Here is a 21,922-nt window from a genome sequence, read left to right as displayed (position 1 = left end):
GACCGGGCTAGGCGCGGCCCACCCCGGCCGTTAGGTCTGGCCGCCCCAGTCAGCGGAACCGGTTACATGCTCCACGCCCCCCTCGCCGCCCCGACCCGCCGCATGCTCCTGGCCGGAGGCGCGATGGCGGCGGGGATGGTCATGGCGCCGCGGATCGCGGCGGCGCGGGCGGCGGCGGATCTGGACCGGGTCAACGCCCTGATCGCGCGCATGACGATCGAGGAGAAGGCCGGCCAGCTGAACCTGCTGAACGATCCCTTCCGCTGGCGGCCCGAGGGCGTGAACCCGGGCGACTTCAACGCGGACCAGGCCGCCGTCGCCGCCGACATCCGCGCGGGGCGGATCGGAGCCCTGTTCAACGGCGTGGGGGCGGAGAACACCCGGATGGTGCAGGAGATGGCCGTCCGGGACAGCCGGCTGGGCATCCCCCTGCTGTTCGCCGCCGACATCGTCCACGGCCTGCGCACCACCTTCCCCGTGCCGCTGGGCGAGACCGCCAGCTGGGATACGGACCTGGCCATGCGCACGGCGCGCGCCGCCGCCGTCGAGGGCGGGGCCGCCGGCGTGCACCAGACCTACGCCCCCATGGTCGACGTCGGACGCGACCAACGCTGGGGCCGGGTGGTCGAGGGGGCGGGCGAGGACGTCCTGCTGGGCAATCTGTTCGCCGCGGCGCGGACGCGGGGCTTCCAGGGCGATGACCTGAAGGCCTGGTCGTCCCTGCTGGCCTGTCCCAAGCATTTCGCCGCGTACGGCGCCGCCGAGGCGGGCATGGACTACAATTCCACCGACATGAGCGAGCTGGAGTTGCGGTCGGTCTATCTGCCGCCGTTCAAGGCCGCCTTCGACGCCGGCGCCCTGTCGACCATGAGCGCGTTCAACGACCTGAACGGCGTCCCGGCCAGCGGCAGCAAATGGCTGCTGACCGACATATTGCGGGGCGAGTGGGGCTTCGCCGGCTTCGTCGTGTCGGACTACACCTCGGAGCAGGAGCTGATCGCCCACGGCTACGCCGCGGACGGGCGCGACGCGGCGCGGCTGGCCCTGATGGCCGGCGTCGACATGTCGATGAAGAGCGGGCTCTATCTCAAGCACATCCCCGAACTGGTCCAGTCGGGCGACGTGCCCATCGCCCGCGTCGACGAGGCGGTGCGGCGGGTCCTGATGACCAAGGCGGCGCTGGGCCTGTTCGAGACCCCGTATCGCGGTTCGGACGTCCGCATGGAGAGGCGGGTGCACGGCAGCCGCGAGCATCTGGCGCTCGCCCGAGAGGCGGGCCGCAAGTCGATCGTGATGCTGAAGAACGAAGGCGGCCTGTTGCCCCTGCCGAAGTCGGGCAAACGCTATGCCCTGATCGGGCCGTTCGGGGCGGATGCGACGGACCTGTTCGGGCCGTGGTCGATCTTCAAGGATCCCAAGCTGGCGGTGTCGCTGGAACAGGGGCTGCGGGCGGCGCTGGGCCCAGGCTCCAGCCTGACGGTGGTGAAGGGTTCAAACGTCGAGACGCCGCTGGCCGGCGGGATCGAGGCGGCGGTGATGGCGGCGGCCCAGGCGGACGTCGTCCTGCTGGCCGTCGGCGAGTCGCAGGAGATGTCGGCCGAGTCCAAGTCCCGCGTCGATATTGGCATTCCCACGCCGCAACTGGCGCTGGCCGAGGCCGTGGCGGCGACCGGCAAGCCCGTGGTGGTCCTGCTGCGCAACGGCCGCGGCATGGAGCTGGCGGGCGCGGTGAAGGACGCCCCGGCCCTTCTGGCGACGTGGTTCCTGGGCTCCGAAACCGGCAACTCCGTCGCCGACATCCTGTTCGGCGACCATGCGCCGACGGGCCGGCTGCCGGTCAGCTTCCCGTACCGCTCCGGTCAGTCGCCCTTCTACTATGCGCACAAGACCACCGGCCGGCCGTCGCAGCCGACCGACACCGAGTTCACCTCCAAATTCCGCGAGGCGCCGCATCTGGCGCTGTATCCGTTTGGACACGGCCTGACCTATGGGACGGTGCAATATTCGCCCGTCCGGCTATCGGCGCCGACCATGGCCTGGAACGGCGAGATCAGCGCGACCGTGACCCTGACGAACACGGGCGCGCTTCCGGTGTCCGAGGTCGTGCAGCTCTACATCCGCGACAAGGCGGCCTCGATCACCCAGCCGGTTCGGTTGCTGAAGAATTTCCGTCGCGTGACGGTGCCGGCGGGCGGCGCGCTGGAGGTGACGATGTCGCTGAGGTTCCCGGAGCTGAGCTTCCTCGGGCCCGACCTGCGGCCGACGGTCGAGCCGGGGCTGTTCGACGTGTGGCTGAGCGCCGACGCTCAGTCGGGAACGGCGGCGACGTTCAACCTGGTGCGTTGACCGGGTTGCTCCGGATCCCGGTCAGGCGGCGAGGCCGAGGTCCTTACCGGCCGAGACCCGCATGAACTCCCGGGCCAGATGCTCGGCGACGTCGTGGCCGGGCGTCACCTCGATATAGGCGACACCGGCACGCCGCAGCGCCTCCTTCTTGACCGCGTCCCGGGCGGCGGCGGTGCCCAGATAATGCCCGCTGCCCTGGTATTCGATGGCGGCGACGGGATGGCCCGAACCGGAAATCACCAGAATGTCCACGCGCTTGCTGTTAACCGTCGCATAGGCCGCCGGATCACCCGAGGACAACACCTCGCCGAGGCTGACCTGGGCCATGACCCGCCATTTCAGATTCAGGCGTTGAACCACGGCCTCCGCGACCTTGAAGACCCGCGCCTCGTCGGCGGACATCAGGCGGCGGGGTTTGAACGTCGCAGACATCACTGTGCGAAGCTGCTCGGTCGCATCGGGAGCCCGGCCCTCAGAACGCGAGACCGCCGGCCGGGTCGGCCCGGTCGCACTCCGCCAGCCCCGGCGTTCACGGCGGGCCATCAAACGGGAGGCCTTCATCCCCGCGAGGAAGGCCGCCATGACAATCAGGACGACGAGAATGGTCTGCTGATCCGACATCGATCACACCTCTTGCGCGAGCTTCGTCGCCTCAAGCGTGCGCGTGGCGGATTGCAGAGGGCTTAAACGATAAGGCTAACGGGGCGAAGGCGAACTGCTCAGCGACCAAGAGCGGCCACGTAATGATCGGGCTTGAATCCCACCAGGGTCCGGCCGCCCAGATCCAGCACCGGCCGTTTGATCATCGACGGCTGGGCCAGCATCAGGTCCACGGCCTTCGCAGCGTTCAGGTCTGCCTTGTCAGCGTCCGGCAGCGCCTTGAACGTCGTGCCGGCGCGGTTCAGCACCACTTCCCAGCCGTGTTCCGCCACCCAGCCCTCGATCCGGGCGCGGTCAATCCCGGCCTTCTTGTAGTCGTGAAACTCATGCGCCACGCCGTGTTCGGCCAGCCAGACGCGGGCCTTCCTGACGGTGTCGCAGTTGGGGATGCCGTAGAGAGTCGGAGTCATGGCCGCCTGTGTGGCGACCTCGCCCCGGAACCGCAAGCCGGGCCATTTGCATTTAACCAGATAGTTTAATATAAGACGTCGATCAGCAAAGGAGACGTGCCATGACCGCCCTCCCGCCCCGCCAGAAGGTCATCCCCTGCCTCTGGTTCGACAAACAGGCCGAGGAAGCCGTGAGCTTCTATGTTTCGCTGCTTCCGGATTCCCGCATCGACGCCGTCATCCGCTCCCCCGGCGACTATCCCTCCGGCAAGGCCGGCGACGTCCTGCTGGTCGAATTCACCCTCGCCGGCAATCGCTACACGGCATTGAACGGCGGGCCTCATTTCACCTTCACCGAGGCGATTTCGCTGCAGATCGACTGCGAGGACCAGGCCGAGGTCGACCGCCTGACGGAGGCCCTGTCCGCCGTGCCCGAGGCCGAGCAGTGCGGCTGGGTCAAGGATCGCTACGGCCTGTCGTGGCAGATCGTGCCCTATGCCATGAACCGCTTTCTGGCCGATCCGGACCCGGCCGTGCGCCAACGCGTCTTCGCGGCCATGATGGACATGAAGCGGCTGAACATCGCCGCGCTGGAACGCGCCGCGCGGGGCTAGTCCTCGTCCGCCTGCACGGCGCCGGCCACGACCGGGCCGGGCGCGCCTGAGAGCGCCAGGTCCAGGGCCTCGCGGTCCAGACCCTTCTCCCACTTCGCCACCACGATGGTGGCCACGGCGTTGCCGATGAAGTTGGTCAGGGCCCGGCATTCGCTCATGAAGCGGTCGACGCCGAGGATCAGGGCCATGCCAGCCACCGGCACCGACGGCACCACGGCCAGGGTCGCGGCCAGGGTGATGAAGCCCGCCCCCGTGACCCCCGCCGCCCCCTTGGAGCTCAGCATGGCCACGGCCAGCAGCAGCAGTTGGTCGCCCAGCGACAGGTCGACCCCGCAGGCCTGGGCGATAAACAGGGCCGCCAGGGTCATGTAGATGTTGGTGCCGTCCAGATTGAAGGAATAGCCGGTCGGCACGACCAGCCCGACCACCGACTTGTCGCAGCCGGCCCGGCCCATCTTCTCGATCAGGCTGGGCAGGGCGGCTTCGGAGGACGAGGTGCCGAGCACCAGCAGCAGCTCCTCCTTGAGATAGCGGATCAGCTTGAAGATCGAGAAGCCGTTGAAGGCCGCGACGGCCCCCAGCACCACGACCACGAACAGGGCCGAGGTCAGGTAGAAGGTGCCGACCAGGGCGGCGAGGTTGATCACCGACTCGATGCCGTATTTGCCGATGGTGAAGGCGAAGGCCCCGAAGGCCCCGATCGGGGCCGCCTTCATCAGGATGGCGACCAGTTTGAAGAAGGCCTCGGACACGCTCTCCAGCACGGCCATGACCGGCTGGGCCCGATCGCCGATCACGGCCAGGGAGATGCCGAACAGGATGGCGAAGAACAGCACCTGCAGGATCTCGCCGCCGGCGAAGGCGCCGACCACCGTCTCGGGAATGATGTTCATCAGGAAGCCGACGATCGAGGTCTCGTGGGCCTTGGTGGCGTACTGGGCCACTGCGGCCGGGTCGAGGGTGGCCGGATCGACGTTCATCCCGGCCCCGGGCCGCACCACATTGGCGACGACCAGGCCGATGATCAGGGCCAGGGTCGAGAAGGTCAGGAAATAGGCGAAGGCCTTGCCCACCACCTTGCCCAGCCGGCCGAGGTCCCTGAGGTGGGCGATGCCGGTGGCCACGGTCAGGAAGATGACCGGGGCGATGATCATCTTCACCAGGCGGATGAAGGCGTCGCCGAGCGGCTTCAGGCTCTCCCCGAACGTCGGCCAGAAATGGCCGATCAAGGCGCCCAGCCCGATGGCGACCAGCACCTGGACATAGAGGTGGGTCCAGATCGGCGTCTTCTTCGGCGGCGTCGGCGCGGTCGCATCCACGGCGACGCCGGGCGCGACCTTGACCGCGGCGGGCGCAGGCGTGCGCGGCGTGGGCGCCTTGTCGGCGGGTTTCCGGGCCATGGCGTTTTCCCTCGTCGCGGACCAGGAGCCGCGATTCCCCGACCCAGCCTAGAGGGCTCGCCGCCGTATTCCCATCCGCCTGTGACCTGACGGCCCGGAAGCGGAGCCTTTCAGGCGTCGTCGGCTTCCGGCCGGTTCGTCCCGGCATCGCCACAGGGCGCCGGGCCGTCAGGATCGGCGTCGTCATCGATCAGGATGCGGGCCGCATCCCCCTCGATGTCGTCGTACTGGCCGGAGCGCAGGGTCCAGACGAAGGCCCCCACGGCCAGCAGCCCCAGCAGAACCGAGAACGGCGCCAGCAGGAAGATGATGTTCATCGCCCGCCCCTGACCCGAAGCGCATTAAGGGTGACCACCAGCGACGACCCCGACATCGCCAGGGCGGCGACGAACGGATTGACGAAGCCGAGCATGGCGGCGGGCGCGGCGACCAGGTTGTAGAGGGCCGCGAAGCCGAAATTCTCCAGCGCCCGGCGGCGGGCCGAACGGGCCACGTCGATCGCCTCGACCACCGCCATCAGGGCGTCCCGGGTCAGGACCAGGTCGGCGGCGTTCTGGCTCGCCTCGAGCGCCGACCCGGGCGCGATGGCGGCGTGGGCCCGCGCCAGGGCGGCGGTGTCGTTCAGCCCGTCCCCGACCATCAGCACCTTGCGGCCCGCGGCGGCGAGGCGGTCGATCGCCTCGGCCTTCTCCTGCGGCACCATCCCCGCCTTCCATGCCGTCACGCCGAGCGTGTCGGCCACCGCGCCGACCGCCCCGACCTGATCGCCGGAGAGAATCTCCACCGTGATCCCGCGGGCGCCGAGCGCCTTGATCGTCGCGGCGGCGTCCGGCCTGACGACGTCAGAGAACTGCAGCCGGACCTTGGTCTCGCCTTCGAAGCCGAACCACAGTTCCGTTTCGCCCGATCTCAGGGTCGAGGCGCCGACGAAGGCCGCCCGGCCGAGGCGGGCGCGGCGCCCGTCGATCAGCCCCTCGACGCCCAGGCCGGCGTGTTCGACGACGTCCGTCGCCACGGGCCCCTCGCCCGCCGCGCGGGTGACGGCGCGGGCCATGGGGTGGCTGGAGGCGCGAGCCAGCGGAGCCGCCATGGCGATCACCGCCTGCGGCGCGCCCACCAGCGCCGGACGCCCCTCGGTCAGCACGCCGGTCTTGTCGAAAACGACGTGATCGATCTCGGCCAGCCGCTCCAGCGCGGCCCCCGACTTGACCAGCACGCCGCGGCGGAAGAGCCGCGCCGAGGCCACCACCTGCACCGCCGGCACGGCGAGGCCGAGGGCGCAGGGGCAGGTGACGATCAGGACAGCGACCGCGCGGATCAGCGCTTCCCGGGGATCGAGACCGAGGGCCCAGCCGCCGGCGAAGGTCGCCAGCGCCGCCGCATGAACCACCGGCACATAGAGGGCGGCGGCGCGATCCGCGAGTCGGACATAACGCGAGCGCGACTGGGCGCCGGCCTCGACCAGCCGGGCGATGGCCGCGAGGGTGGAGTCCTCCGACCGGGCGCTGGCGCGCACCGTCAGCAGGCCGGCGGTGTTGACGGCGCCGGCGCGGCACAGCTGCCCCGGCCGCACGCGCTCCGGAGCGCTCTCGCCGGTCAGCAGGCTGTTGTCGAGAAGCGCCTCACCCGACTCGAGGACGGCGTCCACGGGGATGCGGTCGCCGGGCCGGACGCGCAGGATGTCGCCTAGCTGGATGTCGCCGAGCGGAACCGACCGTTCGCGGCCGGGCGCATCCACGACGCAGGCGGCGGGGGCCTGCAGGGCCAGCAGGTCGCCGGCCGCGCTGCGCGCCTTCGCCCGCAGCACATGGTCGAGCCAGCGTCCGATCAGCAGCAGGAACAGCAGGGAGACGGCGGCGTCGAAATAGGCGTCGCGGCCGTTGAGGATCGTCTCGGAGAAGCTGATCGCCAGGGTCAGGATCACCCCGACCGAGATCGGGACATCCATATTGGCGCGGCCCGCGCGGAGCGACCGCCAGGCCGACTGGAAGAAGGGCATGCCGGCGAAGATGGCGCACGGCGCGCCGACGATCGCCGACATCCACATCATCATGGAGCGGGTGGCCGGACCCAGCTCCTGGTCGAACAGCCCGGCCCAGATCGGCACCGAGAACATCATGGCGTTCATCGCGCCGAAGCCCGCCACGGCCAGGGCGAGGATCAGACGGCGTCCCTCGCGGTCGCGCTGGACCATGGCCGCGCCGGGGTCGAACGGCGTCGCCGGATAGCCGAGCCGGTCGAGGGCCGAGATGATCCGGGCGGGATCGACGGCGCTGTTGGCGAGGCCGACAGCGAGCCGTCCGGTCGACAGGTTGAGCCGGGCGGACTCGACGCCGGGGAGGCCCGACACCGCCCGTTCGATCTTCGAGATGCAGCCGGCGCAGCGCGCGCCCGTCACCAGAAGATCCACGCTCGCGCGCCCGTCGTCCGTCCGCCGCAGGAAGGCCGACATGTCCGGCGAGCTGGCGGCGTCGAAGGTCAGGGCCATGTCAGCCTCCGCTCGGCGATGAACCGCGCGCCCGAGCCGCCGGCGGCCACGATGCGGGCGTCCCAGGTCCCCTTCAGGGTGCGATCGACGGCGTATACGCCCGGCGCCCTCTCCTGCAGGATCAGTTCGGTGCGTCCCTGCTCGGTCGCCGGGCGCTCAAGGGTAGCCGAAACCCGCAGTCCGGTCAGCGGCTGACCGTCCCGGCTCTGCATCAACACCTCCAGCCCCCGTGTCCGCGCCTCGGCCCCCGCGCGCCAGCCCAGCACCTCCTGTGCTCGCAGCCGCGCCAGTTCCGCATTGTAGATCAGGCCGGCTTCATAGGGCCGCGGCGCCACCTGCCCGGGGTGCGACCGGTAGGCGAGCACCAGAAAGCCGGTGTCCACCCCGATCACCAGAGCGAAGAAGGCCACGACGGCGGCGCCGACATGCCAGCCCTTGATCGTGAAGGGTGGTTTCGAGCCTGATTTCGGGACGTTCATCGCATCTGGCTCCCGTAATCGAAGGCGGTCCGGACGGTCTGAGTCTCGCCGCCCGAGCGGACTTCAAAAGCCGCGTCCCGGCTGCCTTCGGCGACCTGATTGGCCGGGGCGGTGACGAAGATCCGCAACGGGGTGACGCGATTGGGCTCGACCTGGACGCGCAGCGGATCGGCGCCCGGCTGACCGGGAATTCTCAGCGCCGCTCCGGGAACGCCGGCGTAACGGATTTCCACCGTGGCGGTCTCGAAGCCATGATTGGCGATCTTCAGGGTGTAGCCGTTGCGGACCGCGCCGTCGTGCAGCCGGACCCAGGCCGGGTTGCGGTCCCGCAGGGCATGGACGCCGATCTGCTCGCGCGTGCTGAAGCCCCAGATCATGAGGCCCCCGACCAGGATCAGCGCCAGGCCGTAATAGAGGGTGCGCGGCCGGACCAGGCGGTGCTTCGGCTTCAGGCCGACATTCCGGGCCGTGACGGCCGCGTCGGTGTCATAGGCGATCAGGCCGCGCGGCCGCCCGACCTTGTCCATGATCTCGTTGCAGGCGTCGATGCACAGGCCGCAGTTGATGCACTCCAGCTGCGCGCCGTTGCGGATGTCTATGCCCATCGGGCAGACCACGACGCACTGGTTGCAGTCGATGCAGTCGCCGCGGCCCTCCCAGGACTCGGTCTTCTTGTGCGGGCCGCGGGGCTCGCCGCGGTCGTAGCGGTAGGTGACCTGGAACGACTGGTCGTCGAGCATGGCCCCCTGGATGCGCGGCCACGGGCACATATAGGTGCAGACCTGCTCGCGCATGTGGCCGGCGAAGACATAGGTGGTGAAGGTCAGGATGGCGCACGAGACATAGGCCGTCATCGGCGCGGTCCCGACCCAGAAGGTGCGGATCAGCGTTGGCGCGTCATGGAAGTAGAATATCCACGCTCCGCCCGTGCCGAAGGCGACGCCGATCCACACCGCGTGCTTGCCGGCCTTTCGCCACAGCTTGTTGAAGGACATCGGGGCCGCGTCGAGGCGCATGCGGGCGTTGCGGTCGCCCTCGAACATCCGTTCGATATGGATGTAGAGATCCGTCCACACCGTCTGCGGGCAGGCGTAGCCGCACCACAGCCGCCCGAACAGGGCCGTCACGAGGAACAGCGCCAGGGCCGCGATCACCAGCAGGCCGGTGATGAAATACACCTCCTGCGGCCACAGCTGGATCATGAACAGGTAGAAGCGGCCGCCGTCGAAGTCGACCAGAACCGCCTGGTCCGGCAGGCCCCCCGGGCGCTCCCAGCGGATCCACGGCGTGATGTAGTAGATCGCCAGCATCACGATCAGCAGGGCCCATTTGATCCACCGCCACCGGCCGTGGACCAGCTTGGGGTAGATCGGGATCCGCGGCTGATAGAGTCCCCTCGGTCGCGCCTTCTCGCGCTGGCGTTCGGCGACCGAGACCGGACCCGCCGTCGCCGGCCGCTCGCGGGTCCGGTCGATGATGATGGTCATGGCGCGGCGGCTTCACTCGCGCCGGAGGCTTCGCCGCCACCGGCGTTGACGTGGACATAGACGGCCAGCGCCTTGATCACGGCGGGCGAGAAACGGCCCTCCCAGGTCGGCATGACCCCGTTTCGGCCGTTGTGAATCTGGGCCCGGATGGAGTCCCGGTCAGAGCCGAACAGCCATTCCCGGTCGGTCAGGTTCGGCGCTCCCAGCATGCGGTCGCCCACGCCCGTCGGCGTATGACAGGCGGCGCAGTTGTCTGCGTACAGCTGTTGCGCCCGGCCCACCGCCGCGGCGTCGGCCTCGCGGCCGGACAGCGCCATGACATACTCCGTCAGATCGGAGACCTGGGCGGCGTTGAGCATGCCGTCGCGTCCGAACGCCGGCATCTGCGACGTCCGCGTCTCGGGGTGGGCCGACCGGACGCCGACGCGAATGGTGTGTTCGATCTCGGCCAGGGTGCCCCCCCACAGCCAGACGTCGTCGCGCAGGTTCGGATAGCCCTTGGCCCCGCCGCCGCCCACGCCGTGGCAGCTGGCGCAGTTGTCGCCGAAGACCGACTGGCCGACCGCCAGGGCATGGGCCTGCAGGTCGGGATCCGCCTCGATCTGCTCCAGCGACGCCGACATCAGCAGGGCCTCGCCCCGGCCCCGCTGGGTCTGCAGGGCGGCCAGCTGCTCGACCAGGTCGACGCGGTCGGACTGTTTCATGAGCCCGGGGGTGTAGCCCCTGAGGCCGGGCCATGCGGGCATCAGCACCCAGTAGGCGATGGCCACGACGATGGAGCCGTAGAAGACCCACAGCCACCAGCGCGGCAGCGGATTGTCCAGTTCCTTGATCCCGTCCCACTCGTGGCCGGTCGTCTCGACGCCGGAATGTTCGTCGCGCTCGCGTTCAGACATGGTCATCCTCGTCCTTTTCGAGCGGCAGGTGGGACAGGCGGCGGAAGTCTTCGCCGTGCTTCGGCCACAGGGCGTAGATCAACCCGGCCACGAAGACGGCGCCGAAATAGAGGGTGCCGCCCTGCTGGGCGAACCGCGCCACGGTTTCGTAGTCGAGCCCGCTCATCGCATGTTGTCCGGGTCTTCGGCCTGGTAGGTCCGGAAATCGACCTGGGTGCCGAGTTGCTGAAGATAGGCGATCAGGGCGTCCATCTTGGTCAGGCGCGACGGGTCGCCGTCGAAATCACCCTGGGCGACCCGGGGCCCGTAGCGGCCGCGCAGCTCGGAGGTCTCGCTCGCGAACGGATCGACCTGGGCGTTCAGATCCGCCTCGGCGTTCTCGATCTGCGCCGCCGTATAGGGAACGCCGACCGCCAGCATGGCCCGCAGCTTCGCCCGGATGGCGTGCTGGTCCAGGTCCTGGTCGGCCAGGAACCGGTAAGGCGGCATGTTGGACTCCGGCACCACGGCGCGCGGGTCCGTCAGGTGCTCCCGGTGCCATTCGTTCGAGTATTTGCCGCCCACGCGCGCCAGATCCGGCCCGGTGCGCTTGGACCCCCACTGGAACGGGTGGTCGTACATGCTCTCGGCGGCGAGGCTGTAGTGGCCGTAGCGTTCGACCTCGTCGCGGAGGGGCCGGATCATCTGCGAGTGGCAGCTGTAGCAGCCCTCGCCGATGTAGATGTCGCGGCCGGCCAGCTCGAGCGGCGTGTAGGGGCGAACCCCCTCGACCTCCTCGATCGTGCTCTCGACCCAGAACAGCGGGGCGATCTCGACGAGGCCGCCGATCGAGACGACGATGGTGATGCCGATCACCAGCCAGAGCGAGTGACGCTCGAATTTCGCGTGCTTCTTCCACATGGGGCGATCCTCACTCGGCCGGCAGGAGTTGCGGCTCGATCGTCGTCGCGGGCACGTTCGCGGCGGTGCGCGAGGACGGCATGCGGATCGTCTGCCACAGGTTGTAGGACATGATGAGCGTGCCGCCCAGGAACATCAGGCCGCCGACGGTGCGGATGACGTTCTGGATGTGCTTGGCCGACACGGTCTCGATGAAGCTGTTCGCGAGGAAGCCGTCGGGCGTGTACTCGCGCCACATCAGGCCCTCCATGATACCGGAGACCCACATCGCGGTGATGTAGAGAACGATGCCCGTCGTCGCGATCCAGAAATGCCACTCGACGAGGGCGTTGGAGTACAGCCGGTCCTTCTTCCACAGCCACGGGACCATGCAGTAGATGGCGCCGAAGGTGATGAAGCCGACCCAGCCGAGGGCGCCGGCGTGGACGTGGCCGATGGTCCAGTCGGTGTAGTGCGACAGGGCGTTGACCGTCCGGATGGACATCAGCGGGCCCTCGAAGGTCGCCATGCCGTAGAAGGCGATGGCCACGACCATCATGCGGACGACGGGGTCGGTGCGCAGCTTGTCCCACGCTCCCGACAGGGTCATCAGGCCGTTGATCATCCCGCCCCAGGACGGCATCCACAGCATGATCGAGAAGGTCATGCCCAGCGTCTGCGCCCATTGCGGCAGGGCCGTGTAGTGCAGGTGGTGCGGCCCGGCCCAGATGTAGATGAAGATCAGCGACCAGAAGTGGACGATCGAGAGGCGGTATGAATAGACCGGCCGCTCAACCCGCTTGGGCACGAAATAGTACATCATCGCCAGGAAGCCGGCGGTAAGGAAGAAGCCCACGGCGTTGTGGCCGTACCACCACTGCACCAGGGCGTCCTGGACCCCGCCGAAGGCCGAATAGCTGCGCGCCTCCAGCAGGCCGACCGGCACGGCGGCGTTGTTGACCAGATGCAGCAGGGCGATGGTGACGATGAAGGCCAGATAGAACCAGTTGGCCACGTAGATGTGGGGTTCCTTGCGCTTCCAGATGGTGCCGAGGAAGACGAACAGATAGGCGACCCAGACGATGGTCAGCCACAGGTCGACGTACCATTCCGGCTCGGCGTATTCGCGCGACTGGCTGATGCCCGCGACATAGCCCGTGGCGGCCAGGACGATGAACAGCTGGTAGCCCCAGAACACGAACCACGGCCAGACCCCGCCCGCCAGTCGCGCCTTGCAGGTGCGCTGGACGACCCAGAAGGACGTGCAGATCAGGGCGTTGCCGCCGAAGGCGAAGATCACGCCCGAGGTGTGCAGGGGCCGCAGACGGCCGAAGTTGAGCCAGCCGTGCTCGGGGAAATAGAAGATGTCGGGCCATGAAAGCTGGGCGGCGATGAAGACGCCGACGGTCATGCCGATGACGCCCCAGAACATGGTGGCGATCACGCCGGCGCGAATCACCCCGTCCTCATAGCGGGCGGGATCCGACCGGAAACGTCCATGTGCGATGCCTATGGTCATGGCGGCCAGCGCCACGACCGAAGCCGCCATCAGGAAATAGCCGTGGAAGCGGAAGGCCGCGTCGTCGGTGAAGGCCGTCGCGAGCAGGGCCACCACCGCCGCAACGCCCACGAACAGGTACAGGGCGACCACGTCGCCTGGCGTATCGGTATCCTGTGAGACGGTGATCGGCATTCGGCTGGGCCCCGGTGAGAGAGGCCCCTGCGTGCCTCGACTCCCCGTGCGCCGCTTTGCGCTGACGCAAAGCCGTGGCTGGAAAATCGTGGCTCAAACAGTCGCGAGGTTCAAAAATGCGGCACAGCGGTACCCGGAATTCACGGACAATTGGCGTCGGCCTGATCATGATCGGCGCGATGCTCTTCGCCGGCGCGGCGGCCTGCACCGTCGCGGCCGCCGATCACATGGCCGTCGCCGCGGCCCTCTGCGGACCCGTCTCCCGCCACTGCATTCTCTGCGTCGCCTCGGCGGGGAGCCTGCTCGCCTCCGCGGGGGTCATCGCCGCCGGCGTGATGCTGCTGGACGGCCGCCCGAGGCTGCAGGAGGCCCGATCCGGGCGGAGCGTCCGAATCCGGAAGCGCGGTTGACCGCACCGCCAGGCGCGGTCGCCATGTTCGCCTAGTCGATGTGGGCGAGCGCGCTGCGCACCGCGGTCAACAGGGCGTCCGTCAGCAGAGGCTTCTCGATGATCGGAACGCCCGCCGCCGCCGCCCGCGCCCTCAGGTGCGGGCGCGGATTGGTCGTGATCAGAACCGCCGGCATGCGCACGTCGTTGGCGCGGAGCCGGTCAAGAAGCTCCAGCCCGTCCACGCCCGGCAGATGGTAATCGAGGATGAGGCAACCCTTTTTCGGCAGACTCCCGGACGCCAGCAGGCTTTCAGCGTCCCTGAAGCTGCGCACGTCCAGCCCTTCGAGGTCGAAGGAGAATTGCACGGCGTGCGCGACCGCCGGGTCGTCGTCGACGAGGAAGACGGCCGGACGCGGCGCGGAGGTGGACAGGAGCGCGGTCACGCGCAGATGCCGTCCAGGCGGTCACGTTGCAGCAGACGCACGTGCCGGGTGGAACGGGCCTCGATCAGGCCGGCGGTCTGCAACTGGGACAGGGTCCTCGAGACCGTGTGGATTGTCAGACCGACATGGTCGGCGATGTCCTGCCTCGTCATCGGCAGGTCGATGAACTCCGGATGTCCCTGGCGCGCCGCGAAATCGAGCAGGAAGGCGACGACGCGTTCGGTCGCGCCCTGCCGGGCCAGGATCAGGGCGTGGTCCTCGCTGCGCTGGAAGGCGCGGACGGTGATCTGCCACAGGGCGCGGGCGAGGCCGATATCCGTTACGGCCCGCTCGGCCAGCTCGACGCGCTCGATCGCCGAGGCGTGGACGGCGCTCAGGGCCTCGGCGGTGGTGGCGTGTTCGACGCCGGCCTCGAGGCCGACGAAGTCCCCGGGCAGGTGAAAGCCGGTGACCTGGCGACGCCCGTCGCTGAGAAGCCGGTAGCTCACCACCGCCCCCTTCAGGACGCGGTAGACCAGCCGCACCGGATCGCCTTGCCGGAACAGGTGCTCGCCCGGTGCGAACGGCGATCGCGGGGCGGCCGAAGCGTTCGCGAACACGGCGCACAGATGGCAATCCGGCGTTTCCTCGCGCGGCGTTGGGATCGGTTGGTCCGTGATTTCGCAGATGCGGAGAGCGGGCATGGGGTGGTCCGGTGAACTTGAGCCCTCACTCTAGGGCCCGCCCCCTCCCCGCCGATATTCGGGAGTGCCCCCTAGGGGGTTTACCGGAGTCGACGGAGCGCATGGGCAGGGCTCTGGTAAGATGGCCGTCACTCCCGTCGGTCGCAGAGGCGCGCCATGCCCGTAGCCTTCGATATCGAAATCCTGAGGCGTTCGGAGATGTTCGCCGGTCTGGACGCCGAAGCGCTGCAGGCCGTCGTCGCCGCGGGCTCGGTTCGCCGGCTTCCGGCCGGAACCCGCGTTTTCGCCCAGGGCGATCCGGGCGTCAGCGGCCACAGCCTGCTGGAGGGACGGGTCAAGATCGTCCAGACCCGCGCCGATGGCGGACAGGCGGTGCTGCGCTTCATCGGCCCCGGAGAGATGTACGGCACCGTCGCCGCCCTCATGAACCAGGCGTTCCCCGCGGACGCGGTCGCCGTGGTCGACAGTATCGAGATCTGGTGGACCATTCCCGCATTCCGTCAGCTCATCCGTCAGTTCCCCGAGATCGGGCTGCGTTCGACGGCGGCGGCCGGAACGCGCCTGATGGACCTGCAGAGTCGGATGGGAGAAATGACCGGCGAACGGGTGGAGCAGAGGATCGCGCGCACCCTGTTGCGTCTGATGGAGAAGGCGGGCCGGCCCACCGGCGCCGGCGCCGAGATCGAGATCGATTTTCCGATCACGCGTCAGGATCTCGCCGAGATGGCGGGCTCCACCCTGCATACGGTCAGCCGGACCCTGGCGGCCCTGGATCAGCGCGGCGTGACGGGCAGCGCCCGGCGCCGGATCATCGTGCGCGATCCTCGCGCCCTGAGCCAGCTGGCTGAGAACGGCGTCGGCTGAACCGTCGGCTCCGTGTCTCCCGGACAGCGGCTGAAGGCCGACCCGCGAGGGTCGGCCTTCAGCCTTTCCGGCTTAGCGAACGCGGGTCAGCATCTCGGTGAACCGACGGCGCGCGATCGGCGGCGTGCGGGCCACGGCCGTCCGGACGGCTTCCAGATTCGAACCGGCCGCGCCCACCTGGATCAGGGCGACCATGCCCATGCTGTAATGCGGCGCGCACTTCACGCCATACACGCCGGGCTGGGTCACCCGCAGGACGAATTCCCGTCCCATCGGGCCGCGCTGAACCGTCGCGCCGGCCGGAATCATGCCGGCGATGGTTTCGGCGTTGTGGCCCGGGTCGGTCGGCACGAAGCGGATCGTATCGCCGGCCCGCGCCTGAACCACGGCCGGCGAGAAGATCATCGCCCCGCCGGGACCGCGGTTCAGCATCTGCACCGTGTGTTCGCCGGCGACGGCGGGAGCGGCGGCGATCAGCGCGGCGGCGGCGCAGACCATGGGGAGGAGTTTCAGGAACATGACTTGGACCTTAAAGGTGAATGCGCGAGATGTTCGCGGCATGGCCTTGTTCTAGTCTTTGTCGTCACCGGAACATTGCGGCTGAACAAACACTGTCCTCCGTAGTATCCCGGATGTGTGCTGAAAACAGCTCGCATTCTTCCAGTCGCATCTGTTCGCGGATGTCGACATTGATCTTGCAGCACAGGACAAGCAGGACCCGCCATTTGGCGCAGGCGCCCGCGGGAGCCTCGAAGCCCCGGGTGAGGCTGTGCAGGGCGTCGAGCAGCCGGCGGATCCGCGCGTGCTCGGCCTCCATGATCCTCGCCGCCCCGGCCGCCCGCGGCGTTTCCGCCAGGAGCATGGGGAAGACGACGGCGTCCTCGCGCTGCTGGTGGTGTTCGAGCGCCTCAAGAACCTCGATCAACCGGTCGGACAGGCCGTGCGGCCAGATCTCCTCGCCGCTGTGCGCCGTTTCGCAGGCCGTCGCCAGGGCCACCGCGTCCCCGATCACCTCGACCAGGGCGCGGTGGTAGCGGTCGCGGATGTGTCGGACCAGGCGGGCGACGTCCGACGGCGGCGCGACCTCGTCGTGCTGCAGGCGGGTAAGGCTGCGGGTCAGGGCGCCGCGGTCGACCCGATCGCAGTCGGCGACGCCCCAGCGCCGCAGGACGCCGGGATCAGCGTCGGGAATCAGGTCGGGACGCCGGAACTGCGACGGCATGGACTCATCTCCTTGATGCGTCCCGATGACGAAGGCGGACCGGTCCGTCGTTGCGCCCGGACAATCTCCCGGCGGGCAGAATCGGCGAGTCTCCGGGGGAAGGAGATTCCCCCATGGCGTTCGACAACCCGCTCGCGGCCGACATATGGTCCAGCAAATACCGCTTCAGGCCGGCCGAGGGGTCCGGCGACGACACAGTCGAGCAGACCTGGGCGCGGGTGGCGGCGGCCATAGCTGAAGCGGAGACGCCGAAGCTGCGACGGCACTGGCGGGACCGGTTCGCCGACGCCCTGTCGGATTTCCAGTTCCTCCCCGCCGGCCGGATCATGGCGGGGGCCGGGACCGGCCGCACCGTGACCCTGTTCAACTGCTTCGTCATGGGAACGGTCCCGGACGATCTGGGCGGCATTTTCCAGGCCGTGAGCGAGGCCGCCGTGACCATGCAGCAGGGCGGCGGCGTGGGCATGGACTTCTCGACCATCCGCCCGTCGGGCGCGCCGGTGAAGGGCGTCGGCGCCGACGCCTCGGGCCCGCTCAGCTTCATGGACGTGTGGGACTCGATGTGCCGCACCATCCTGTCCGCCGGGCAGCGGCGCGGGGCCATGATGGGCTGCTTGCGCATCGATCACCCCGACATCGAGGCCTTCATCGACGCCAAGCGCGACCCGGCCCGGCTGAGGAATTTCAACGTCTCGGTGCTGGTGCCCGACGCCTTCATGCGCGCCCTTGAAGCCGGAGCGGACTGGCCGCTGGTCTTTGGCGGCGAGACCCACCGGACCGTTCCCGCGCGCGACCTGTGGGCCCGGCTCATGCAGGCGACCTATGACGTCGCCGAGCCGGGCGTCATCTTCATCGACCGGGTCAATGACCGGAACAACCTCGCCGGCGTCGAGACGATTTCCGCCAGCAACCCGTGCGGCGAGCAGATGCTGCCGCCCTACGGCGCCTGCCTGCTGGGCTCGATCAACCTGGCGCGGCTGGTGAACAGTCCGTTCGAGGCCGGGGCGACGCTGGACGAGGAGCGGCTGGGGGAACTGACCCGCACGGCGATTCGCTTCCTCGACAACGTCATCGACGTCTCGCGCTTCCCGCTGGAGGCCCAGGCGGAAGAGGCCCGGGCCAAGCGGCGGCTCGGCCTCGGCGTCACCGGCCTGGCCGACGCCCTCGTGTTCTGCGGCATTCCCTATGGGGGCGAAGCGGCGGCGGACACGGCCCGGCGATGGCTGGGCGTCATCAAGCGCGAGGCCTATCGCGCCTCGGCCGAACTGGCCGCCGAAAAAGGCCCCTACCCGCTCTACGATCCCGCCGTGCTCGACCGGCCCAACCTGCTCGAACTTGACGAGGAGACGCGGGCCCTGATCGCCCGGCACGGCCTGCGCAACGGCTGCCTGACGTCGATCGCGCCGACCGGCACCACCTCCCTGATGGCCGGCAATGTCTCGTCCGGCGTCGAGCCGGTGTTCGCCTTCGCCTACACTCGCAAGGTGCTTCAGCCCGACGGCTCGAAGCGCGAGGAGGCGGTCGAGGACTACGCCCTGACGGTGTGGAAACGGCTGCACGGCGACGCGCCGCCGCCCGCGGACTCCTTCGTCACCGCCCAGACCCTGACCCCGGCCCAGCACCTGCGCATGCAGGCGGCGGCCCAGGAAATGATCGACAGCTCGATTTCCAAGACCGTGAACTGCCCCGAGGACATCGCTTTCGACGACTTCGCGGATGTCTACGTCGAAGGGTGGCGACTGGGCTGCAAGGGCCTGACCACCTATCGGCCGAACGCCGTCACCGGCTCCGTGCTTTCCGCCGCTCCGGCCGTCGCGCCCGTGCCCGCGCCGCCCGCCGAGATCCGCCTGAGCCCGCGGCCCGAGGCGCTGACCGGTTCGACCTACAAGATCAAATGGCCCGACAGCCCGCATGCCGTCTACGTCACCCTGAACGACGTGGAGGGGCCGGACGGGCCGCGGCCGTTCGAAATCTTCGTCAACTCCAAGAACATGGAGCACTACGCCTGGACCCTGGGCCTGACGCGGATGATCTCGGCCGTATTCCGCCGCGGCGGCGACGTGTCCTTCGTGGCCGAGGAACTGAAGGCGGTGTTCGAGCCGCGCGGCGGCGGCTGGATCAACGGCCGCTATGTGCCCTCCCTGCTGGCGGCGATCGGCGGCGTGATCGAGCGACATCTGGCCCGGGACGCGGCCGCCTGCGACCATGGCGACCCTGTCGCGGCCGCGCCGGGCGATCAGACGGCCGCCGCGCGTCCGACGGCCTGCTGCCCCCGTTGCGGCGCCGGCGGCCTGGTCCGCAAGGAAGGCTGCGACACCTGCTTCGAGTGCGGCTATTCGAAATGCGGCTAGGGGGAACGCCCGGATAAGGCCCCTCCCCCGCGTTCCAGACCTTGTTATCCCGGACGCGGCTCAGCCGCGTCCGGGGCGAAATGCGCACGAGTTTTCGGACGCTCGGAAATCGCAGCGCGATTGTCCGGAAGACAGGCAGGGGCCGCACTCGGCCTGACCCGTCTCCCGGATAGCTGCCGCCGCAGCTTCCGGGAGAGCCAGGCGCGGCGGCGGAGCGTCCCGGATCACCGCCCTGCGGTGTCCGGGATGACAAGATGGGGCGTAGGGACGCGGATGTCCCCTCCGTTCAGTAGCGGTATTCGAGGATCAGCCAGCCCTTGTCGGCGTCGCCGAAGGCCGGGTGCTCGCCCTCGAAATGCGCCGCCTTGAGCTCCACCGACCAGTGGCTGTCGATCGGCAGGGCGGCCGACAAATCCAGCTCCCGACCAAGGTCGAACGCGCCGTCGGCGTCGTGGAATAGGTGCGCTTCGGCGGTCAGGCGGGCTGTGCGCCCCCACGCCGGGACGCCGACATGGCCGCGCAGGAACAGGTCGCGGACGCCGAACGCCGGCGTCGAGGTGATGACGTCGGACCAGCCGAGAAATCCGTGACCCGTGCCCAAGGGGGTCTGGAAGCCGGAAACGCCGTCGCCGTCGAACCGCTCATAGCCCAAGCCCGCCGACCAGCGCGGCGCCTGAAGTCCCAGGGCCGCCGCCTGGAAATCAAGCGAATAGTCGGCTGGATTGGACCCGTTGTCGGACTGCACCGCGTATTCGCCGGCCCATGTCAGCGACAGATTCCCGGCCACGGTCCGCGACCCGGCCAGCCGCGCGCCGATCGTGGTCGAGGACGAGGCGGCGGCGTTGTCGAGATCGATGGCGAGGCCGAAGCCGCTCAGCCGGCCGACGGGCGTGTCCGTCTCGGCCTGCAACAGGTGGATATCGCCCCTCCAGACTCCCTGGGGATGTTCATGGCCGAGCGGCCGCTGGACACTGTCGGCGAAGACATAAGTCAGGGCGACCGGCTTCAGCGCCGTCGTCGCCAGCCGCACGGCGTCGAAGGTCTGTTCGTTCTGGCGCCAGCCGGAATTGCCGAGGAACCGGCCATTGCCCACGACCAGCCGCTGGCGGCCCACCGTGAACTCGGTGTCGGGCAGGCCGGTCCAGCGCACCTGGGCCCTGTTCAGCTCCAGGGTTTCCCCGTCGGCGACCGCGGGTCGGCCCGGGACCGGATCGGACGGCGCGGAGTAGCGGTCGTCCAACACGGCGACGCCCTCCCCCTCGATCAGCAGCTGCAGGCCATGGGCCGTCGGCGACCGCCAGCCCAGCCGGGCCCGCAGGGTCAGCGCCTGGGCCCGGTCGACGAATCCCTGCTGATCCACCGTTTCGCTGCGCAAACGCGTCTCGACGAGGATGCGCGCCTTCGTGTCATCCGCCGGCGTCTGGGCCAGGGCCGCCGCGGGGACCGCAGCCAGCGCAAGGGCCAGGGCCGCGGCGCGTCTGATCGTCATGGTCTTCTCTCCGGCTGAAAAAGGACGGCCGCCGGGGACATCCCCGACGGCCGCAAGTCGCACACCAGACTGGCGACTAGTGTTCCATATGGTTGTGGGCCTCGGGCGCGCCCCGGAAGATGTCCGGGTTCTGCGGTCCGGTGACCTCGATGATGCCGGCGGCGCCGCGGTCGACGCGGCTCAGGGCGTGATCGACCATGATATAGCTGCCGGGGACCTCGAAGGTCAGGTCCACCACCGTGGCGCCGCCCGGGGGCACCAGCACGGTCTGCACGTCGGTGACCGGCGGGCTGGTCAGGGAGGCGTCGCGGTAGACGTTCTCGAAGATCTCGCCGATGACGTGGAAGCTGGAGATCTTGTTGGGGCCGCCGACGCCGAAATAGATCCGGGCGCTGTCGCCGACCTCGACCTTGAGGGCGTTTTCGCCGGTCAGGGCCTTGAAGGCGCCGTTCATGACGTAATAGGTCGGCCGTTCGTCGAGCAGCTTCTCGACGCTCTCCGTCAGCAGGCCGGGCGTGCCCTGGTCTTCCTCGGTGTAGATCTCGCCCTGCATGACGTAGAACTCGTGGTCCACCGCGGGCAGTCCGCCCTCGGGCTCGACGAGGATCAGGCCGTACATGCCGTTGGCGATATGCTGGGCCACCATCGGCGTTGCGCAGTGGTAGACGTAGAGGCCCGGCTGCAGGGCCTTGAAGGTGAAGGACTTGGTCTCGCCGGGGTTTGCGTTGGTCGCCGCCGCCCCGCCGCCCGGACCCGTCACGGCGTGGAAGTCGACGTTGTGCATCATGACGCTGTTGGCGGCGTTGGTCATGTTGACCTCGACCGTGTCGCCGACCCGCACGCGGACGAAGGGCCCGGGGACCTTATTGTTGTAGGTCCAGTAGGTATAGCTCGTGCCGTCCTCCAGTTGGCCGATCACCTCGGTGGTCTCAAGGCCCACCACATGGTGGCGCGGGCTGTTGGCGGTCAGCGGCGCGGGCAGGTCGGTGGCGCTGCGGATGATGTTGACCGCGGGCGCCGGGGGCGCTGCGGGCTGGGCGGCCTCCTGGGCGAAGGCGACGCCCGGAGCCGCGGCGGCCAGGGCCAGGACGGCGACGCTGGAGAGAAGTGCAAAGAGTTTCATGGTCATTCCCCGGGGCTCTCTGTGG

22 protein-coding genes are annotated in these 21,922 nt (G+C 69.1%); 5 read left to right on the top strand and 17 right to left on the bottom strand.

The features are described from left to right. Positions 1–66: 66 nt before the first annotated feature. On the top strand, positions 67–2,346 hold the full coding sequence (locus ASD59_RS04880) for a glycoside hydrolase family 3 N-terminal domain-containing protein (RefSeq protein WP_200943606.1): 2,280 nt from the start codon (positions 67–69) through the stop codon (positions 2,344–2,346). 21 nt (positions 2,347–2,367) lie between these two features. Here the strand turns inward: ASD59_RS04880 and ASD59_RS04875 are convergent, their stop codons facing one another. Next, positions 2,368–2,967, bottom strand: a complete 600-nt coding sequence (locus ASD59_RS04875; RefSeq protein WP_055829080.1) for a DUF2726 domain-containing protein — start codon at positions 2,965–2,967, stop codon at positions 2,368–2,370. A 98-nt stretch (positions 2,968–3,065) separates the two neighbouring features. After that, complete coding sequence (locus tag ASD59_RS04870) at positions 3,066–3,416, bottom strand: arsenate reductase (RefSeq protein ID WP_055829737.1); 351 nt, start codon at positions 3,414–3,416, stop codon at positions 3,066–3,068. 101 nt (positions 3,417–3,517) lie between these two features. Between ASD59_RS04870 and ASD59_RS04865 the strand changes: the two genes are divergently transcribed. Next, positions 3,518–4,009, top strand: coding sequence for a VOC family protein (locus ASD59_RS04865; RefSeq protein ID WP_055829077.1), 492 nt, complete (start codon positions 3,518–3,520; stop codon positions 4,007–4,009). Here ASD59_RS04865 and ASD59_RS04860 read toward each other — a convergent pair. The 9 genes from ASD59_RS04860 to ccoN all read right to left on the bottom strand — a co-directional run bounded on the left by ASD59_RS04860 (position 4,006) and on the right by ccoN (position 13,157). After that, positions 4,006–5,409 carry a dicarboxylate/amino acid:cation symporter gene (locus ASD59_RS04860; RefSeq protein ID WP_082560047.1) on the bottom strand — a complete coding sequence of 468 codons (1,404 nt, stop codon included), beginning with the start codon at positions 5,407–5,409 and terminating at the stop codon, positions 4,006–4,008. The genes ASD59_RS04865 and ASD59_RS04860 overlap by 4 nt on opposite strands. Positions 5,410–5,519: 110 nt before the next feature. Continuing rightward, positions 5,520–5,726 (bottom strand): cbb3-type cytochrome oxidase assembly protein CcoS, encoded by a 207-nt coding sequence (gene ccoS / locus ASD59_RS04855; RefSeq protein ID WP_055829075.1) that lies wholly within the window; start codon positions 5,724–5,726, stop codon positions 5,520–5,522. Further along, a complete protein-coding gene (locus ASD59_RS04850) occupies positions 5,723–7,897 on the bottom strand; it encodes a heavy metal translocating P-type ATPase (RefSeq protein WP_055829072.1) in 2,175 nt (724 codons plus the stop codon). The genes ccoS and ASD59_RS04850 overlap by 4 nt, the downstream gene beginning before the upstream one ends. Continuing rightward, positions 7,888–8,376, bottom strand: coding sequence for a FixH family protein (locus ASD59_RS04845; RefSeq protein WP_055829069.1), 489 nt, complete (start codon positions 8,374–8,376; stop codon positions 7,888–7,890). Before ASD59_RS04845 ends, ASD59_RS04850 begins: the two co-directional genes overlap by 10 nt. Next, entirely contained in the window at positions 8,373–9,863 is a 1,491-nt protein-coding gene (gene ccoG / locus ASD59_RS04840) for a cytochrome c oxidase accessory protein CcoG (protein WP_055829067.1), read from the bottom strand. Before ccoG ends, ASD59_RS04845 begins: the two co-directional genes overlap by 4 nt. Beyond that, a complete protein-coding gene (ccoP, locus tag ASD59_RS04835) occupies positions 9,860–10,759 on the bottom strand; it encodes a cytochrome-c oxidase, cbb3-type subunit III (protein ID WP_055829733.1) in 900 nt (299 codons plus the stop codon). The genes ccoG and ccoP overlap by 4 nt, the downstream gene beginning before the upstream one ends. After that, the gene (locus ASD59_RS04830; RefSeq protein ID WP_055829065.1) at positions 10,752–10,925 is read right to left on the bottom strand and encodes a cbb3-type cytochrome c oxidase subunit 3; all 174 of its coding nucleotides are present in this window, start codon (positions 10,923–10,925) and stop codon (positions 10,752–10,754) included. Before ASD59_RS04830 ends, ccoP begins: the two co-directional genes overlap by 8 nt. After that, positions 10,922–11,659 (bottom strand): cytochrome-c oxidase, cbb3-type subunit II, encoded by a 738-nt coding sequence (gene ccoO, locus ASD59_RS04825; RefSeq protein ID WP_055829062.1) that lies wholly within the window; start codon positions 11,657–11,659, stop codon positions 10,922–10,924. The genes ASD59_RS04830 and ccoO overlap by 4 nt, the downstream gene beginning before the upstream one ends. Before the next feature lie 10 nt (positions 11,660–11,669). After that, the gene (gene ccoN, locus ASD59_RS04820) at positions 11,670–13,157 is read right to left on the bottom strand and encodes a cytochrome-c oxidase, cbb3-type subunit I (RefSeq protein WP_369816578.1); all 1,488 of its coding nucleotides are present in this window, start codon (positions 13,155–13,157) and stop codon (positions 11,670–11,672) included. Positions 13,158–13,510: 353 nt separating this feature from the next. Here ccoN and ASD59_RS04815 point away from each other — a divergent pair, with 353 nt between their 5' ends. After that, positions 13,511–13,741 carry a hypothetical protein gene (locus tag ASD59_RS04815; protein WP_156376930.1) on the top strand — a complete coding sequence of 77 codons (231 nt, stop codon included), beginning with the start codon at positions 13,511–13,513 and terminating at the stop codon, positions 13,739–13,741. A gap of 31 nt (positions 13,742–13,772) precedes the next feature. Here the strand turns inward: ASD59_RS04815 and ASD59_RS04810 are convergent, their stop codons facing one another. Beyond that, positions 13,773–14,165 (bottom strand): response regulator transcription factor, encoded by a 393-nt coding sequence (locus ASD59_RS04810; RefSeq protein ID WP_200943607.1) that lies wholly within the window; start codon positions 14,163–14,165, stop codon positions 13,773–13,775. Then, entirely contained in the window at positions 14,162–14,848 is a 687-nt protein-coding gene (locus ASD59_RS04805) for a helix-turn-helix domain-containing protein (protein ID WP_055829053.1), read from the bottom strand. Before ASD59_RS04805 ends, ASD59_RS04810 begins: the two co-directional genes overlap by 4 nt. Positions 14,849–15,004: 156 nt before the next feature. On the opposite strand from ASD59_RS04805, the gene ASD59_RS04800 reads away from it, so the two are divergent. Continuing rightward, positions 15,005–15,712 carry a Crp/Fnr family transcriptional regulator gene (locus ASD59_RS04800; RefSeq protein ID WP_055829050.1) on the top strand — a complete coding sequence of 236 codons (708 nt, stop codon included), beginning with the start codon at positions 15,005–15,007 and terminating at the stop codon, positions 15,710–15,712. Positions 15,713–15,784: 72 nt separating this feature from the next. Here ASD59_RS04800 and ASD59_RS04795 read toward each other — a convergent pair whose 3' ends face one another. Together ASD59_RS04795 and ASD59_RS04790 are read right to left on the bottom strand one after the other, a co-directional pair. Further along, complete coding sequence (locus ASD59_RS04795) at positions 15,785–16,231, bottom strand: pseudoazurin (RefSeq protein ID WP_055829048.1); 447 nt, start codon at positions 16,229–16,231, stop codon at positions 15,785–15,787. A gap of 64 nt (positions 16,232–16,295) precedes the next feature. Continuing rightward, positions 16,296–16,934, bottom strand: a complete 639-nt coding sequence (locus tag ASD59_RS04790; RefSeq protein WP_055829044.1) for a hemerythrin domain-containing protein — start codon at positions 16,932–16,934, stop codon at positions 16,296–16,298. A gap of 113 nt (positions 16,935–17,047) precedes the next feature. On the opposite strand from ASD59_RS04790, the gene ASD59_RS04785 reads away from it, so the two are divergent. Further along, positions 17,048–19,285: an adenosylcobalamin-dependent ribonucleoside-diphosphate reductase gene (locus tag ASD59_RS04785; RefSeq protein ID WP_055829040.1), complete on the top strand. Its 2,238-nt coding sequence runs from the start codon at positions 17,048–17,050 to the stop codon at positions 19,283–19,285. A 286-nt stretch (positions 19,286–19,571) separates the two neighbouring features. Here the strand turns inward: ASD59_RS04785 and ASD59_RS04780 are convergent, their stop codons facing one another. Then, complete coding sequence (locus tag ASD59_RS04780; protein ID WP_055829038.1) at positions 19,572–20,774, bottom strand: hypothetical protein; 1,203 nt, start codon at positions 20,772–20,774, stop codon at positions 19,572–19,574. 76 nt (positions 20,775–20,850) lie between these two features. Continuing rightward, complete coding sequence (gene nirK, locus ASD59_RS04775; RefSeq protein WP_055829730.1) at positions 20,851–21,897, bottom strand: copper-containing nitrite reductase; 1,047 nt, start codon at positions 21,895–21,897, stop codon at positions 20,851–20,853. Positions 21,898–21,922: the final 25 nt, after the last annotated feature.

Source organism: Brevundimonas sp. Root608, from assembly GCF_001427825.1.
Taxonomy (GTDB): Bacteria; Pseudomonadota; Alphaproteobacteria; order Caulobacterales; family Caulobacteraceae; genus Brevundimonas.
This window is presented reverse-complemented; position numbering and strand designations above follow the sequence as displayed.

Bases quoted from the DNA above. Each gene is read 5' to 3' on its own strand.
- ASD59_RS04880 (WP_200943606.1), top strand. From the start codon at position 67: ATGCTCCACGCCCCCCTCGCCGCCCCGACCCGCCGCATGCTCCTGGCC.
- ASD59_RS04875 (WP_055829080.1), bottom strand. From the start codon at position 2,967: ATGTCGGATCAGCAGACCATTCTCGTCGTCCTGATTGTCATGGCGGCC.
- ASD59_RS04870 (WP_055829737.1), bottom strand. From the start codon at position 3,416: ATGACTCCGACTCTCTACGGCATCCCCAACTGCGACACCGTCAGGAAG.
- ASD59_RS04865 (WP_055829077.1), top strand. From the start codon at position 3,518: ATGACCGCCCTCCCGCCCCGCCAGAAGGTCATCCCCTGCCTCTGGTTC.
- ASD59_RS04860 (WP_082560047.1), bottom strand. From the start codon at position 5,409: ATGGCCCGGAAACCCGCCGACAAGGCGCCCACGCCGCGCACGCCTGCG.
- ccoS (WP_055829075.1), bottom strand. From the start codon at position 5,726: ATGAACATCATCTTCCTGCTGGCGCCGTTCTCGGTTCTGCTGGGGCTG.
- ASD59_RS04850 (WP_055829072.1), bottom strand. From the start codon at position 7,897: ATGGCCCTGACCTTCGACGCCGCCAGCTCGCCGGACATGTCGGCCTTC.
- ASD59_RS04845 (WP_055829069.1), bottom strand. From the start codon at position 8,376: ATGAACGTCCCGAAATCAGGCTCGAAACCACCCTTCACGATCAAGGGC.
- ccoG (WP_055829067.1), bottom strand. From the start codon at position 9,863: ATGACCATCATCATCGACCGGACCCGCGAGCGGCCGGCGACGGCGGGT.
- ccoP (WP_055829733.1), bottom strand. From the start codon at position 10,759: ATGTCTGAACGCGAGCGCGACGAACATTCCGGCGTCGAGACGACCGGC.
- ASD59_RS04830 (WP_055829065.1), bottom strand. From the start codon at position 10,925: ATGAGCGGGCTCGACTACGAAACCGTGGCGCGGTTCGCCCAGCAGGGC.
- ccoO (WP_055829062.1), bottom strand. From the start codon at position 11,659: ATGTGGAAGAAGCACGCGAAATTCGAGCGTCACTCGCTCTGGCTGGTG.
- ccoN (WP_369816578.1), bottom strand. From the start codon at position 13,157: ATGACCATAGGCATCGCACATGGACGTTTCCGGTCGGATCCCGCCCGC.
- ASD59_RS04815 (WP_156376930.1), top strand. From the start codon at position 13,511: ATGCTCTTCGCCGGCGCGGCGGCCTGCACCGTCGCGGCCGCCGATCAC.
- ASD59_RS04805 (WP_055829053.1), bottom strand. From the start codon at position 14,848: ATGCCCGCTCTCCGCATCTGCGAAATCACGGACCAACCGATCCCAACG.
- ASD59_RS04800 (WP_055829050.1), top strand. From the start codon at position 15,005: ATGCCCGTAGCCTTCGATATCGAAATCCTGAGGCGTTCGGAGATGTTC.
- ASD59_RS04795 (WP_055829048.1), bottom strand. From the start codon at position 16,231: ATGTTCCTGAAACTCCTCCCCATGGTCTGCGCCGCCGCCGCGCTGATC.
- ASD59_RS04790 (WP_055829044.1), bottom strand. From the start codon at position 16,934: ATGCCGTCGCAGTTCCGGCGTCCCGACCTGATTCCCGACGCTGATCCC.
- ASD59_RS04785 (WP_055829040.1), top strand. From the start codon at position 17,048: ATGGCGTTCGACAACCCGCTCGCGGCCGACATATGGTCCAGCAAATAC.
- ASD59_RS04780 (WP_055829038.1), bottom strand. From the start codon at position 20,774: ATGACGATCAGACGCGCCGCGGCCCTGGCCCTTGCGCTGGCTGCGGTC.
- nirK (WP_055829730.1), bottom strand. From the start codon at position 21,897: ATGAAACTCTTTGCACTTCTCTCCAGCGTCGCCGTCCTGGCCCTGGCC.